Source organism: Cronobacter sakazakii (assembly GCF_000982825.1).
Taxonomy (GTDB): domain Bacteria; phylum Pseudomonadota; class Gammaproteobacteria; order Enterobacterales; family Enterobacteriaceae; genus Cronobacter; species Cronobacter sakazakii.
In genome coordinates this window covers 2,699,044-2,713,512 of the sequence record NZ_CP011047.1, presented here as the reverse complement: position 1 = coordinate 2,713,512, position 14,469 = coordinate 2,699,044, and the positions used below count along the sequence as shown (strand labels likewise).

Below are 14,469 nucleotides of genomic sequence, written 5' to 3'. Positions count from 1 at the left end.
GCTGATGGGCAACTTTTAAATTTACAACGGAGAAACTTATTGGAAACATATATTTTCACCGCTACGTCAGCGAACCCTGAGAAATCCCGTTTATCGGTGAAAAGCTTATTATAATAAGCCAGACGCCTCACAAAACGCTCAAAAAAACGGCGCTAATTACTTTTTAGGACCTTGTGGTATACTCCGCCGCCTTAAAACATCAACAGGCGTGCCCGCTGCACGTCGTTACACTGACAGAGGATAAACCATGAGCACTCCCGATATTTCCACCGCAGAGAACAACCAGGAACTGGCTACCGAGGTGTCATGCCTGAAATCCCTGTTGACCCTGATGCTGCAGGCAATGGGTCAGGCTGATGCGGGCCGGGTTATCATTAAAATGGAAAAACAGATAGCTGAAATGGAAGATGCGGAGCAAGCGGCGGTTTACACCAATACCGTTAAGCAAATTAAACAGGCTTACCGCCGTTAATAAAAAAACCGGCTGGAGAACGTTTATTCTTCCAGCCGGTTCGAGTGTCTGGCACGCAGAACAAATGACCCGCTCAAATCAGTCCAATTGCAGCAGCATAACAGGCAATTTGCGTTTTGTTTGGAGCATTAAACTTCTTCTGTATATTTTTCTGGTGAAAATTAACGGTATTTTCCGAGATAGATAATATTATCGCAATTTCCGCCGACGTTTTACCTTCCGCCGTCCACTGCAATATCTCTTTTTCTCGTTTACTCAGTTTCATTTCCAGCACCGTTGCCGCCGGATCTTCCAGGCGCATCATGGTAACTAGGCTTTGTTCCACCAAATGCTGAAGTCGCAACGCCAGTTCGTCATCCGCCATGGAGTGTCCACGCGGGCTGGTTCCAGAGACGGATAAAAATCCCTGGGCGCGGTTAGGCGCAATGACGCACTGCGTTACGCCCTTGACCAGACCGTGGTCGCGCGCGGCATTCCAGAGCTCTTCTGCGGCGCCAGCGAACAGCGCGTCGTTCCAGGAGAGCGGACCCACCAGATAATTTGCAGGCTTCAGCACCGGATCTATCACGTAATAATTTTCCGCCTGGTAATGCTCAAGCCAGGCTTCAGGATAGGTGGTGTGCAGCGTCAGTTTTGGGCGCGTGAAAGGCACAGGATGGCGAACGCACAGCGCGAAATAATCATATTCCATGTTCTGCGTTTCGGTTTTCAGGAGCGAATAAATGTCGCTTGAATCCTGAATTTCCTGAAAGCGGGTCGTCATTTCCCGACGCCAGTTAAAAAAGTCACTTTCCTTCATGCTGTGGGGCGAAACTCCTGTCGTGCTGTAAGCATTATTTTTTTGTGATATGACAAAATAACACATTCTTCATAATTATTAATATCAATAATCCGCATTCCGCACGCGACATTGCGCCAGACACAGGCTTTAAGCCAAATTAAAACGCTAACGAACTGTATATGCTGATTAATTAGTCAGACACTTTTTAAGGCTTATTTTTTGCAGGGAGTTTGCGAAGGCACCCGGTGCTAAAACGCACCGGGTAAGGGGTCAGGCATTGAGAAATTTGTCTAAAAACTGGCGGGTGCGCGGCTGTGTCGGGTTAGCGAACAGGGCTTTCGCCTCGCCCTGCTCGACGATTTTGCCCTGATCCATAAAGATCGCGCGATCGGCCACATCGCGCGCGAAACTCATCTCATGGGTAACGATAACCATGGTGCGCTTCTCCTGGGCGAGCTGACGGATAGTGTTCAGCACTTCGCCCACCAGTTCAGGGTCCAGCGCGGAGGTCGGCTCATCGAACAGAATCACCTCCGGGCGCATCGCCAGCGCACGGGCAATCGCCACACGCTGCTGCTGACCGCCGGAAAGCCGCTTCGGATAGCTGTTTTCCTTGCCAGAAAGGCCGACTTTCGCCAGTAGTTCGCGGGCGCGCGCTGTCGCCTCCGCTTTCGGCTCGCCTTTCACAATAACCGGCCCTTCGATAATGTTTTCCAGCACGGTACGGTGCGGGAACAGGTTAAAGCTCTGGAACACAAAACCGACCTGCTGGCGCAGCTCCCGCACCAGGCCGCGCTGTTCGCGGGCCGATTTGGCGGTATCAATGGTGATATCGCCCACGCGCACGGTGCCGCTTTCAGGCTGTTCCAGCAGGTTAATACTACGCAAAAGCGTGGTTTTACCGGAGCCGCTCGGGCCGATAATCGCGACCACTTCTCCGGTCTGCACTTCCAGATCGATGCCATGCAGCACCGTCTGCCCGTGAAATTTCTTCACCAGGTTTTTGACCTCAATGGCACTCATTTCGGATCGCGCTCCTGTCGGTTTAGCTGGTTTTCAAAATGGTTTTGCAAGGCAGAAAGCACCGTCGCCATCACCCAGTAGATGAGCGACGCGGCCAGATACATCGTAAATACCTCCAGCGTGCGCGAGGTAATAAGCTGCGCCTGGCGGAAAAGTTCCGGCACCTGAATGGTGGCGGCGAGCGACGTATCTTTCACGAGGCTGATAAAACTGTTGCCGAGCGGCGGCAGCGCCACGCGGGCGGCCTGCGGCAGAATGGCGCGGCGCAGCGTCTGCCACGGCGTCATGCCAATACTCGCCGCCGCTTCCCACTGCCCTTTATCAATCGACGAAATCGCCGCGCGCAGCGTCTCAGAGGTATACGCTGCGGTGTTGAGCGAAAGGCCAATCATCGCCGCCGGGATCGGGTCCAGCTCGATGCCAAACTGCGGCAGACCGTAGTAGATCATAAAGAGCTGGGCGATAAGGGGCGTACCGCGAAAAATCGAGATATAAAACCGCGCCAGCCACGAGACAGGCCAGAAAGGCGACAGCCGCATCATGGCCAGCAAAAAGCCTAACACCAGGCCGAAAAACATGCCGCCGATGCTGAGCTGTAGCGTAAAAACGGCCCCTTTCAGGAGAAAGGGTGCCGAATCGATAACCAGTTGGATACTTTCCTGCATTATAGTGGTTTCACCCTGCGTTTTCAGACATGCGGATGGTACGCGAACAGCGCCGGAGCGCCGCCGGTGTGAATAAAGAGAATCGGGCCGTTATCTTTAAAACGGTTCTGTGCGATGCCGTCAATGAGCCCCGCCATCGCTTTGCCGGTATAAACCGGGTCAAGCAAAATGCCTTCGAGACGCGCCAGCAGCTTCACCGCTTCCATGCCCTCGTCGTTCGGCACGCCGTAACCCGGCGCGAAATAGTCATCCCACAGTAAAATATCGGCGCGCGCTTCCAGCTCCAGCGCTTTTGCAACGCCCTGCTGCAGCGCGACGACTTTCGGCTTCTGCGCGGCGACGCTTCGCGAGACCGTCACGCCGATAAGTTCAGCTTCAGGCATCCCCTGCTCCAGCCCGACGGCGAGCCCCGCGTGTGTTCCGGCGCTGCCGGAGGCGACCACTACGGATGACGGGCGCACAACGCCTTCGCACTGCTGTACGATCTCAAGCGTGCTTTCGACATAGCCGAGCGCGCCCAGCACGTTCGAGCCGCCAACCGGAATGACATAAGGCCGGAAGCCCTGCGCTTCAAGGCGCACCGCCAGCTCGTCAAGCTGCTGGTCTGGCGCGTCCAGCGCGTCACACATCTCAACCTGCACATTAAAGAGATCCAGCAGCAGCCGGTTGCCGTTAGTGAGGTAATTCTCTTTGCGCGTGGCAATCGGGTTTTCCAGCAGCGCCACGCAGTGCAGGCCGAGGCGCGCGGCCACCGCCGCCGTCTGGCGCACATGGTTCGACTGGATAGCACCCGCCGTCACCAGCGTGTCGGCCCCTTCGCGCAGCGCCTGGGCTGCGAGAAACTCCAGCTTGCGCAGCTTATTGCCGCCCATCGCCACTGGCATCGCGTCATCGCGCTTGATGAAAATTTCGCGGCCCAGGTAGTCAGACAGGCGCGGCAGAAACTCCAGCGGCGTGGGCGCGCCGATAAGCTCAAGGCGCGCATAGCGGGTAAGATTTTGCATGGTAAACCTCATGCCAGTTCAGCGGTTAAACCGTCATTATGCAGCAATTTTTCGCAGGCATAAAAAAAGGCGCTGATATCAGCACCTTTTTTGCGCAGCAAAGCCGTTATTTAGTCACGTCCGCGCCAAACCACTTCTCAGAGATTTTCTTGAGCGTGCCATCTTTCTGCATCTCGGCGATGGCGTTATCAACGGCCTTGACGAAATCGTCGTTGCCTTTGCGGATAGCCACGCCCGCTTCCTGACGAGAGAACGGTTCACCGGCCGCGGCCAGCGTGTTGTTGGTCTTCTTCACCAGATCCAGCGCCGCCAGGCGGTCCACCAGAATGGCGTCGATACGGCCTACGCGCAGATCCTGATATTTGGTCGGGTCGTCGTCATAGGTGCGGATATCCACGCCCTGCACGTTCTGGCGCAGCCACTCTTCGTAGTTGGTGCCAAGACCAACGCCCACTTTTTTACCCTTGAGATCGGCCGCGGTTTTAATGCTGTCGGCGTTCTCTTTCTTCACCAGCGCCTGAATACCGGAAACGGTATACGGCGTTGAGAAATCATATTTTTTCTTGCGCTCATCGGAGATGGTGACCTGGTTAATCACCACGTCGATACGCTTAGAGTCCAGCGACGCCAGCATCCCGTCCCATTTGGTCGGTTTAAGCGAGGCTTTCACGCCCAGGTGCTTCGCGAGCGCCTCGGCGAACTCCACTTCAAAGCCGGTCAGCTTACCGTCATCGCCCTGGAAGCTAAACGGCGGATAAGTGCCTTCAAGCCCCACCAGCAGCGTGCCGCGTTCTTTAACTTTATTCAGCAAATTTTCCGCAGCATAGGTTTTCACGCTCATGCCCGCGACCAGCGCGACCGCCATAACGCCCATCAGCGCCTGACGACCCAAAAGTGCAAGTTTCATAAGTACCCCGAATTAACGAAATTAAGTGCTAGTGTAAGTAGTTACGCAAAGAAATCAAAACCACTGTGCTACAACTTATGCTTTTTTAATATATATCAGAAGTTGCCGTTGAGTCGGTTTTCTCTGTCGGCAATGACGAGAGCTGCTGATACTGGGCATACTTACGAAGCGCAATACGATAATTGTTGGTACTGGTGAGCGGCAGCCACGCCTCAAGATGCTCGTCAAGATTATCCTGACGGGCAAGCGAGAGCGGCACCTGGCGTTGGGTGAGATGCGCGCCGAGACGGCGCAGGCGCACCACATATTCGCGGATTGTGCCGTGGCTCATATCGGTTTGCTCGAAGAGATATTGCTTAAAGCCGATGATATCGAAGTAGTTGCTCTGCTCTTTACAATGCAGATCGCCACAGAAGCGGCAAAGCGCCACCCAGTCCTGCTTTTCCTGCTCCCAGGTGGCCTCGTCAAGCAGCGTGTCGAGCGCAGCGATCGCTATCTTGTTCACAATTTCGCCGCGATGAACCAGCGTAATGCGGTCCAGCAGCTTGTGACAATGCGCACAATGCGTCTGTGAGTGCTTGAAATCTTTAAGGTAGCGGCTCAGGGGCCGCCTTTTAGGTTGCTGCGCCGTCATGATAACTCCTGGTTGTCGTTCCTGTGTGCGGCATTACCAGGATGATGACGAATCAACAACCTATAGCTTACCCAGCTTGGTACGCAGACGTTTGATGGACTGGCTATGCAACTGGCTCACCCTTGACTCGCCCACTTCCAGTACCGCGCCAATCTCTTTGAGATTCAGCTCTTCCTGGTAGTACAGCGTCAGCACCATCTGCTCGCGCTCCGGCAGCGATTCAATCGCTTCCATAACACGCTCGCGCAAATTGCTTTCCAGCAGTTGATGCAGCGGGTTTTCGTTCTGGTTATCTTCCGTCACCAGTTCGATGCTATCGCCATGCTCTTCACGCCATTCGTCATACGAGAACAGCTGACTGTTGTTCGTGTCGAGCAACATCTGACGATATTCTTCAAGCGGGATACTCAGTCGCTCTGCGACCTCCAGTTCCGTCGCGTTACGTCCCAGTTCCTGCTCCAGTTGGCCTATTGCCTGCGCCACCTCGCGCGCGTTGCGTCGGACACTGCGCGGCACCCAGTCACGGCTGCGCAGCTCGTCCAGCATCGCGCCACGTATACGCTGCACTGCGTAAGTGGTAAATGCCGTTCCTTGCAGGGCGTCGTAGCGTTCTACAGCATTCAGCAAGCCGATGCCGCCCGCCTGTAACAAATCGTCCAGTTCGACGCTCGCCGGCAAACGCACCTGCAGGCGCAACGCTTCGTGACGCACCAGCGGGACATAACGCTGCCAGAGCGAGTGTTTATCCATTACACCATCAGCGGTATAGAGAGAATTCACGATAAACAGCCCTGCGTTAGTTGAGTTATCGGCGTGATTATCTAATTCTACAGCGCTTTTTAATCGGGAGAATAATGGTCTAAATAAGGGGTTATTTTCAGGTTATGCGCTAAATCACTGAAAATAAGTTGATTAATAAGAAATTAAAGTTAAACGGCGGGTCAGCATATCGGCCAGCGGATACCCGTCCCACAGCAAAGAAAACTGCATACTCTGCCCCAGAGGCACCACGCGATCGACGCCGCGCGGTTTCGCGACCGCCAGAAAGCGTTGAAATTCCTCAGGATCGACACCAAACGTGACGATCGTCTGGCACTTCTCCCCGCACAGCGGCGCGATGTCCAGCAGATCCTGCGCCACATATTCAATAAACACGCCGCTCTGGTGATGATCCGCCAGCAACGCGCCATCCGGCACGTCAGTTTGCGCCAGGAAAACACGATTATCCGGCTGCGCGATGCGCCTGAGCGTCGGGTCGTTGACAGTCTGGGCGCAAAACCACGCCAGATTGCTCACGGCCGTCGCAGGCAGCGGCGCGTAGCGCTCGCCGCACCAGTCGCGAAACGCGGGCCAGAACTGCGCGCGGGCTTCATCGGTACGCTCGCCGGTCCACACCACCATTTTCGCGGCCGTACACGCCTGCTGCGCGGTCAGTAACGTATCGTTATAAAATGCTTCCAGCAGGCGCGCTTTATCCGGTGCCGCAAGCCACGCGTCGGCGTCGATCACCGCAAAGGAGTAACGATCCGCAAAGGCGATATCCACCGCGCGCGGGCGCAGCGCCGAGTGGCGCACCTCGCTGATCGTGCGATCGCCGCCCCAGATAAGCCGCGCGTCACAGAGCGCGGAGAAATAATCCGTCAGCGCCGCGTCGTGCGGGTACTGCACAAGACAGAGGCTCGCCGCCATCGACGGCACCTGTGCCAGTGCCCCTTTCAGCGCGTCGCAAATCAGCGCGGTCTGGGGGAACGGTTTTGAGGAGAGCCTGACGATATTGGCGTTGCCGGTGAGCAACCCCGCCGCCAGCGAAAACGCGAAGTTCACCGCCACGTTGGACGGCGCGATATGAAACGCCACGCCGCGGCCTTGGGTAATGCCCTGCGGCATAAATTCCTGGCGCAATTTCTCAAGCGACGCCGGACGACACCAGAACGCGAGGCTCACCACATCGCTGTAGGCGCGCACGCGCGGATCGGCCAGTAGCTTCCGGGAAAATTCGCTTAAAAACGTAAGCGCCTTGCCTTAGGTCAGCATGTCGCCACCATCTTCAATAACAGACACCGCAACACGCTGCATGTGAGGTGGTTGCCGGAAAGGTGTATCTGCCAGCCAGACGGCGGCAATCTCCAATTGCGTTTATAGGCTACGCAAAGCTGCGTCGTTCAGAAACTATTTAAATACTTTGCCCTCTATATTCTGACGCATCATTTTTGCTGGGGTACCTGCAACAATAGTGGTATCTGCCACGTCATTGACTACTGCCGCTCCCATGCCAACGATAGCGTCGTTACCGATGTGGATTTGCTCTTTCACACAGCTATTCATACCGAGAAAAGCACGTTCGCCTATCTTCACATACCCCCCAAGTGCCACTAATCCTGCTACTACACTGTGCGCGCCAATAGCGCAGTCATGACTGATGTATGCTCGAGGCAGAATTAATGCGTTTTCACCAATCGCAACGCCGCAAGAAATAAATACTCCCTCAAAAATGATCGCGCCTGCGCGGATCTCGCTTTGCGACGGGACATCGACATTCGGGTGAATCAGTGTCGCAAGCGGCGCGTTGCCTGCGAGCTTTTGCGCCAGACGCTGGCGCAGCGCAGGTTCGCCAATGGCGATAGCCACTTCGCACTCAGCAGGACGCGCGTCAAAACGCACCACCGCCGCGCCGTAGACCTCCTGCGCGTCGGTTACGTCGTCAATAAAGAAAATCTCGCTCCAGCGCGACGTACACTGGTTAATGGCGCGCGCCAGCATCAGCACCTCGCGCCCTAACCCGCCCGCGCCGTAAATGCCAAGCTTCATGCCACTTTCTCCGCAAGGCCGAGCGCGGCCTGCGCGCGGATAGCATCCACCACGCGGCGCTGATCCTCTTCGGTCAGATCCGGGAAAATCGGCAGACACAAAATACGCTCGGCGATACCCGTCGCTATCGGCAGATGTTGCGGCTGCGCCGACGGCAGATGTCGGTACATCGAGAACGCGCTGATAAGCGGGTAGAAGTAGCGGCGCGAGTAAATATTTTCGGCTTTCAGCGCTTCATAGAGCGCGTCGCGGCTGACCGGGAAATCGTCGTTCACGCGGATCGGGAAGTAAGAGTGGTTCCACTCAACATCATCCGGCGCGCTGAAGGTTTCGATGCCAGGGATATCGGCGAGCCACTCGCAGTAGCGGTCGTGGATAGCCGCGCGGTTCGCCAGCGCGTTATCGATATGTCCAAGCTGCACCAGGCCGAATGCCGCCTGCACTTCGTTCATTTTGGCGTTGATACCCGGCGCCACAACGGTCGTTTCTCCGGCAAAGCCGAAGTTTTTCAGGTAGTCGATGCGCTGTTTCATGCGCGCGTCCGGGCAAATAATTGCCCCGCCTTCAAAGGTGTTGAAAACTTTGGTGGCGTGGAAGCTCAGGATCGACAGATCTCCGCAGTTCAGGATGCTCTGGTGGTTTTTCTTCACGCCAAACGCATGCGCGGCGTCGTAAATCACCTTCAGGCCCCAGGCGTCGGCGATGGACTGAATTTTGTCGACGTCACACGGCAGGCCGTAGCAGTGGACCGGCAGGATAGCCGAGGTCGCTGGCGTGATCAGCTGTTCGATTTTGTTCGGATCGATGTTGCAGGTGACCGGGTCGATATCGGCGAAAACCGGCGTCAGGCCGTTCCACAGCAGCGAGTGGGAGGTGGCGACGAACGAATACGGGGTAGTAATCACTTCACCCGTAATGCGCAGCGCCTGCAGCGCGGTCAGGAGCGCCAGCGTGCCGTTGGAAAACAGGCAGAGGTGTTCCACGCCGAGATACTCCGCGAGCCGGGTCTCCAGCTCCTGATGAAACGGACCGCCGTTGGTCAGGTATTTGTTTTCCCAGATCTGCTCAAGATACGGGATAAACTCTTCCAGCGGCGGCAGCAGCGGGCTGGTGACAAATAGATTTTGCATGATACACCTCGGTGTTTTACACCAAACGTTGCCGGCCCCGGCCGGTATGGGTAATGCCGTAGCGACGCGTTATTCCTCAACGAAGAACGAACGCGGCGCTTCTCCGTTACAGTAAATTTTCCACGCCTCGCGCAGCCCTTTTTCAAAGGTGTCAGCCACCCGGAACCCACCGGCGTTATCAGTCGGAATACGGCTGCGCATGGAGAGGCGAATCGCGTTCAGCTCTTCAAAACGGCCCTGCCAGGAGAGCGCTTTTTCGACGTAGTCCGCTTTATCATTCGCAACAAATTCCGCCAGTCCATAGCTATTCATATTTTCTACGCCCTGACGCCCCGCCATCGTCTCGCCGCAGAGGGTGAGCGTCGGCACGCCCATCCACGCGCCGTGGTTGGTGGTAGTGCCGCCGGTATACGGGAAGGCGTCGAGCAAAATATCGATGTGATGGTGGTATTCGAGATACTCGATAAGCCCGGTGCGCGTTCTGAAAATGAGCTGTTCGGGGCGCGCGCCGAAATGCGTCAGACGGCGCGTCATCATCGCTATCATTTCGTCATCGGCCATAAAGCCCATCAGCAGCTTCGCGCTCGGTGCGCGCACCAGAATTTGCGCCCAGAGTTCGAGCACCTCATCGTTAATCTTTTTCGGGCGGTTGAAGCTCGCAAACGTCAGATGGCCGTTACGCAGCGCCGGCAGAGGATTCACATCCGGGCTTTGCGGGTGCGGCTCGAAAATTTTGCGCATCGGCACCCAGAGGATCTGCTCGGTAAACTGTTCAGCAAGACCGGGGGGGCTGGCGAGCGTCGACGAGATAACACGGTAATCCATTGCTGGTACGCCGGTGGTGCCGGGGTAGCCAATCCAGGTCATTTGCAGCGGCGCCGGGCGCAGCGCGAACATCGGCAGCCGCGTCCAGGTCGTGTGCCCGGAGAGATCGATAAGAATGTCCACGCCATCGTCATTGATCTGACGCGCCAGCTCGCGATCGCTTAACTGATAGACGTCGCGCCATAGCACGGCGCCTGCGCTCAGGTGATCGGTGACCTCGTCTGCCATCGGCGCGGCGTTATAGCCCACCAGCTCAAACTGCGTGCGGTCAAACGAATCCCAGAACGGTAACAAGAAGTTACTAACAGGATGATCGCGTAGATCGCCTGAGACAAACCCGACGCGCAGCTTGCGGTTGGGGTCTTTAACGTTGTTCAGCGGCAGTTCGAGCGCGCTGCGCGCGGCGGCGGCCGTGACGCGCTCGCCATAGTCGCGGTGCTTCGCCAGCAGTTCCTGCGTGCTGACGCGGTTATCGTGCGTCATCACAAACAGCAGGCTGGTGAAGCAGTCAAAATCCTCTGGCGCTATCTCCAGTGATTTTTCCAGGAAGTAACGCGCTTCATCGAGCTTCTGGTTGTCGCTCAGCACCACGCCCATCATTCCCAGATAGCGCGGGTTGCGCGGCTGGAAGCGGAACGCCTCGCGGGCGCATTTTTCAGCAAGCGTCACCTCACCACTGGCATGGTAGATAGCTCCAAGCGAATTCCAGAACCCGGCGTTTTTCTCATCCAGGCGCAGCAGGCCACGCACTACTTTGCGGGCGTTGAAATGGTCAAATGTTTTTTGCAGAGCGGTCGCCAGATCGTAATAGATATCAAGGCTTGAGAAGTAATGGCCCATCAGGCGGCAGAGCGCGTCCAGCGCTTCGTCCCACGCGCTAGTCAGCACGCAGGTGCGCGAGTAGCAGCGCAGGATGTGCATATTCTGCGGATCGTCTTCCAGCAGCGCGCGGGTGTAGTCGCGCGCCTCTTTCGCCATGCCTTTGCCAATCAGCCGGTTCGCCTCTTCATACACAGCATCCATGTGGATGCTGTCGGTCTGGCTGTCAGCGTCCAGATTGGTTTCGCTATACAGCAGGCCGCCGCGCTTCTCGCTGACGCTTAACAGCAGCAGCGTATTAATACATTGCTTCAGCCACGCCACCTTGCCAGTGCGCAGGAAGGGCTGGATGGCGTTTTTCCACGCCAGCGGCGAGCCTTTCAGCACGCCGCGAAGACGCAGCGCGGTAAAGATCGCCCAAGCGTCTTCATCGGTGGCGCGCATACCGTCGCGCAGCCAGCGCGCCTGCGCGGGCGTGACGGTCACCGCCTCGCCCCACAGGTTCATGATGCGGGTGTCTTTATCGGTTTGCGCAAGCGGCGCAATCGGCATTAAGACATCGTTATCTGCCAGGTTATACGGCCCCGGCGCGGCGCTCCAGTAGAGCCCGTCGAGATTGTTCAAAAAGAGATCGCGCAGCGATTCCAGCACCAGCTTGCGGGTGTCATCGCCCGGTCGCTCCGGCAAACGGCAGTTAAAAATCAGTTGATCGACGCTCAGGCTCATCGGCCAGGCACCGCCCAGCAGGTCGAAAATTTGCAGCGTCACCGGGTTTTCGGTATGAACAAGCACGCCGGACTGCGAAATATGACCGCGAATCGGTTGTTCGTTAATAGTAAATACACGGGTAAAATTACCCGCCCAGTGCAGCGATTCCAGTACAGCCAGATCCGGCACGAAGGCAGGCTGCGCCGTGCCCGTCGCGCAGAGCAGCGTGAAACGTTCGCGGCGGTTGACCGCGAAATCGAGATACTGACGGGCGCTGTGGCGATCGCTCTGCCCGGCAATCATCGCGTGCAGCTGCTGCTGACGTTCGCCGTAAGACGCGGCAAGGTCGGTCTGCGCCAGCGCGTCGCCGATACAATCCAGATCCAGCGCCTGCATCGCGTCGGCGAAATCGGTATAGTCGCCCGCCGCCGCGTCGCCAGTCAGGTAACGCCGGCGGAGAGAGAGATCATCCAGCGCCTCGGCGTCCGTCACCTGGGTTTTCAGCGCGCCATCCGGCAGCGTCATCGCCAGATAGCCGAGCATGGCGCGCGCAGAGGAAAGCTGTTCCGCCTCGCTTGCGGCACGCGCACTGTGGAACGCCAGCGCGTTGCGCAACGTCGTCTTATCATCGTTGTCCGACAGCACAACCGCGTGATACGCAATAATGCCCTGCGCGGACAGGTGCTGACGGCACCAGCGCAGCAGCGCGTCGCGCGTGTCGTCGTCGGTGTGAGAAAAACGCCCGTGAATGATGATGTAATCAAACTCGCCCGGCGACACCGCCAGCAGATCGCCAAGACCCGCGGCGAACAGCTCAATATTGGTCAGCCCGCTTGCCTGGATCTGTTGCTGCCCTTCACCGATACGCGCTTCATCAAGATCGATCCCAAGCGCGATGCTGTTCGGCCAGGCGCGGGCGTGGGCGATGAGCGCCTCGCCTGCCCCGCAGCCAATCTCCAGCACGCGTGAGAACGCAGGCAGCGTCGCCGCCACATGGTTGAGCGCGGCGCTGGCGTGCAGCGCGGCAGGGCTAATGCGGTGTTCCGGGTAGAGTATCTTCACATCATTCATCCGTTGTAAAAAGTCCAGAGCTTACGCGGCGAGGTATTTCGCCATCAGGCTGGTTTTGTAGTCGCTAAATACACCAGTGCCGTTTTTAACAGTCGTGACCATCCAGGCGAAGGCATCCGGCGTATGGTTGAGACTCACCAGACGGGAAGCGTCTTCACGACGGATTTGCATCTGCTCAACAGCAGGCAGCACATCAAGTGCAAAAGAGAGCGCCACTTGGTCCAGGAACCACTCGTTGTTTTGTGCCGCCAGGTTGCGATCAATAAAGCGGGCGACGATGTCCAGGTAGCGAAAGCTCACATCAGTCGGATGGAAATACAGAAAAGCTCCTAATACGCGCTCCCAGAGCGGCGCGCCGTCGCTGCAGGTGAGGATCAGGTCAGCATTATCCAGGCGCGTATGCACATCGGCCCAGGGTTTGCGCACCAGGCAGTCGGCATCCAGCAGAATGACCGGCGTGTCGAACTGCTCCAGCGCATGGCGCAGGAAGACAAAACGGCGTGAAGCGTAATGCACGTTAATGCCGCGCACTGGTTCGATGACTTCACTGCTAAGAGAAAGATTCAGGCCAGGGAACGCCGCCTGCATTTCGCGCACGCGAGCTTCGCAGCGCGCATCGCAGTTATAAATGTGCAGATGCACGTCAAGCGCGATGTGGTTGGTGTCATAGACTGACGCCACCAGCGCCTGGGCGTGATCGAAGAAATATTGCGGATCGCAGGAGACCAGCACCGTGGTATTGCCGGTCGCGGCTTTCGCGATGTGCCAGCGGTAACGGCTGTAATCCGGCAGCGGCAGCGGTTCGTTAAGCGGGCGGAAATCGATAAAGGAATCCGGGCAGCCGCCAAGCTTATAAATGCCGCAAACGATCATCAGCAGCACCAGTGACTCTTCCTCTATTAAGGAAGAGTCCGCCGTCAGCGCCTGAATCACCACCTGCGCCTGGTTGTAGTCTTCTTCCATCAGGCAGATGAGCAGCAGAATTTTCAGGACCGGCGCGCTGTTGCTGAGCCGCGAGAGATGATTCGAGATTAAAAAGACCGCGCCGTCGATTTCGCCCACCCGAAACAGGAGCTGAATGGCGGCGACCACGAGATTGACCGCGTCGTCGCGCTTAAGCGCTTCCACCACGTGCGCGGTCACTCGATCGCCGAAACCTTCCACGGCGGCAATCTGATGCCCCTGCTTTTTACTGTCGAATGCCTGGTTGGCGAGCGTCGCGGCGCACAGCAGGTGTTTCACCGCCAGCGCTTTTTCTTCTTCCAGGCTGGTTTGCGCCGCCATGATGGCAGGCTCCAGCGCGGCGTAATCGGTGCTCCAGAAGTGCAGCACTTCCGCCACCAGGTGCGACGGCATCACATCCGCTTCAGGGAGATAAATAGTGCGGGTGAAGATGTCACGGTAATACTGATGCATTGCACGACACTGGGCAAACTGATTCATCGGTTTTAACTCATCATTAATTGCAACACGCGACGGCGGTATGCCAATCAATCCGGCTATATCTGTCGCAACCTTGGGGGTAAATTCCCTTCGCGGCATACAAAAAGGAAGCTTTCCTGAAAGGGTAACACCGGGGGCGCGGGCATAATGGAGTGAAAAACCCCGCGAATAGCGGCTTA

General features: G+C 56.9%; 13 protein-coding genes. 1 reads left to right on the top strand and 12 read right to left on the bottom strand.

Going from position 1 to position 14,469, the window contains the following annotated elements; genetic code table 11:
• Positions 1 to 247 precede the first annotated feature (247 nt).
• Complete coding sequence (locus CSK29544_RS12945) at positions 248 to 472, top strand: DUF2594 family protein (protein WP_004387981.1); 225 nt, start codon at positions 248 to 250, stop codon at positions 470 to 472.
• Positions 473 to 545: 73 nt separating this feature from the next.
• Here CSK29544_RS12945 and sdiA read toward each other — a convergent pair whose 3' ends face one another.
• From sdiA to CSK29544_RS12885, 12 genes are all read right to left on the bottom strand, one after another.
• Positions 546 to 1,271, bottom strand: coding sequence for a quorum-sensing transcriptional regulator SdiA (gene sdiA, locus CSK29544_RS12940; protein WP_007901775.1), 726 nt, complete (start codon positions 1,269 to 1,271; stop codon positions 546 to 548).
• Between the two features lie 252 nt (positions 1,272 to 1,523).
• The gene (gene tcyN / locus CSK29544_RS12935) at positions 1,524 to 2,276 is read right to left on the bottom strand and encodes an L-cystine ABC transporter ATP-binding protein TcyN (protein ID WP_004387979.1); all 753 of its coding nucleotides are present in this window, start codon (positions 2,274 to 2,276) and stop codon (positions 1,524 to 1,526) included.
• Positions 2,273 to 2,941, bottom strand: coding sequence for a cystine ABC transporter permease (gene tcyL / locus CSK29544_RS12930; protein WP_004387977.1), 669 nt, complete (start codon positions 2,939 to 2,941; stop codon positions 2,273 to 2,275). The genes tcyN and tcyL overlap by 4 nt, the downstream gene beginning before the upstream one ends.
• Before the next feature lie 23 nt (positions 2,942 to 2,964).
• The gene (gene dcyD, locus CSK29544_RS12925) at positions 2,965 to 3,957 is read right to left on the bottom strand and encodes a D-cysteine desulfhydrase (RefSeq protein ID WP_169737563.1); all 993 of its coding nucleotides are present in this window, start codon (positions 3,955 to 3,957) and stop codon (positions 2,965 to 2,967) included.
• Positions 3,958 to 4,051: 94 nt separating this feature from the next.
• Positions 4,052 to 4,852: a cystine ABC transporter substrate-binding protein gene (gene tcyJ / locus CSK29544_RS12920; RefSeq protein ID WP_007850949.1), complete on the bottom strand. Its 801-nt coding sequence runs from the start codon at positions 4,850 to 4,852 to the stop codon at positions 4,052 to 4,054.
• A gap of 85 nt (positions 4,853 to 4,937) precedes the next feature.
• Positions 4,938 to 5,486, bottom strand: coding sequence for a flagella biosynthesis regulatory protein FliZ (gene fliZ / locus CSK29544_RS12915; RefSeq protein ID WP_004387974.1), 549 nt, complete (start codon positions 5,484 to 5,486; stop codon positions 4,938 to 4,940).
• A 60-nt stretch (positions 5,487 to 5,546) separates the two neighbouring features.
• Positions 5,547 to 6,266, bottom strand: coding sequence for an RNA polymerase sigma factor FliA (locus CSK29544_RS12910; RefSeq protein WP_029039209.1), 720 nt, complete (start codon positions 6,264 to 6,266; stop codon positions 5,547 to 5,549).
• A gap of 132 nt (positions 6,267 to 6,398) precedes the next feature.
• Positions 6,399 to 7,451 (bottom strand): acyl-CoA reductase, encoded by a 1,053-nt coding sequence (locus CSK29544_RS12905; RefSeq protein WP_029039210.1) that lies wholly within the window; start codon positions 7,449 to 7,451, stop codon positions 6,399 to 6,401.
• 204 nt (positions 7,452 to 7,655) lie between these two features.
• Positions 7,656 to 8,294: a NeuD/PglB/VioB family sugar acetyltransferase gene (locus tag CSK29544_RS12900; RefSeq protein ID WP_007901765.1), complete on the bottom strand. Its 639-nt coding sequence runs from the start codon at positions 8,292 to 8,294 to the stop codon at positions 7,656 to 7,658.
• Positions 8,291 to 9,424, bottom strand: a complete 1,134-nt coding sequence (locus CSK29544_RS12895) for a DegT/DnrJ/EryC1/StrS family aminotransferase (protein WP_007850978.1) — start codon at positions 9,422 to 9,424, stop codon at positions 8,291 to 8,293. Before CSK29544_RS12895 ends, CSK29544_RS12900 begins: the two co-directional genes overlap by 4 nt.
• A 69-nt stretch (positions 9,425 to 9,493) precedes the next feature.
• Positions 9,494 to 12,847, bottom strand: coding sequence for an O-linked N-acetylglucosamine transferase family protein (locus CSK29544_RS12890; protein WP_029039211.1), 3,354 nt, complete (start codon positions 12,845 to 12,847; stop codon positions 9,494 to 9,496).
• A 21-nt stretch (positions 12,848 to 12,868) separates the two neighbouring features.
• On the bottom strand, positions 12,869 to 14,350 hold the full coding sequence (locus tag CSK29544_RS12885) for a hypothetical protein (protein WP_029039212.1): 1,482 nt from the start codon (positions 14,348 to 14,350) through the stop codon (positions 12,869 to 12,871).
• Positions 14,351 to 14,469: the final 119 nt, after the last annotated feature.

Coding starts and splice junctions, on each gene's coding strand:
- dcyD (WP_169737563.1), bottom strand. CDS start 3,957: ATGAGGTTTACCATGCAAAATCTTACCCGCTATGCGCGCCTTGAGCTT.
- CSK29544_RS12945 (WP_004387981.1), top strand. CDS start 248: ATGAGCACTCCCGATATTTCCACCGCAGAGAACAACCAGGAACTGGCT.
- sdiA (WP_007901775.1), bottom strand. CDS start 1,271: ATGAAGGAAAGTGACTTTTTTAACTGGCGTCGGGAAATGACGACCCGC.
- CSK29544_RS12895 (WP_007850978.1), bottom strand. CDS start 9,424: ATGCAAAATCTATTTGTCACCAGCCCGCTGCTGCCGCCGCTGGAAGAG.
- tcyJ (WP_007850949.1), bottom strand. CDS start 4,852: ATGAAACTTGCACTTTTGGGTCGTCAGGCGCTGATGGGCGTTATGGCG.
- tcyL (WP_004387977.1), bottom strand. CDS start 2,941: ATGCAGGAAAGTATCCAACTGGTTATCGATTCGGCACCCTTTCTCCTG.
- CSK29544_RS12890 (WP_029039211.1), bottom strand. CDS start 12,847: ATGAATGATGTGAAGATACTCTACCCGGAACACCGCATTAGCCCTGCC.
- fliZ (WP_004387974.1), bottom strand. CDS start 5,486: ATGACGGCGCAGCAACCTAAAAGGCGGCCCCTGAGCCGCTACCTTAAA.
- CSK29544_RS12900 (WP_007901765.1), bottom strand. CDS start 8,294: ATGAAGCTTGGCATTTACGGCGCGGGCGGGTTAGGGCGCGAGGTGCTG.
- tcyN (WP_004387979.1), bottom strand. CDS start 2,276: ATGAGTGCCATTGAGGTCAAAAACCTGGTGAAGAAATTTCACGGGCAG.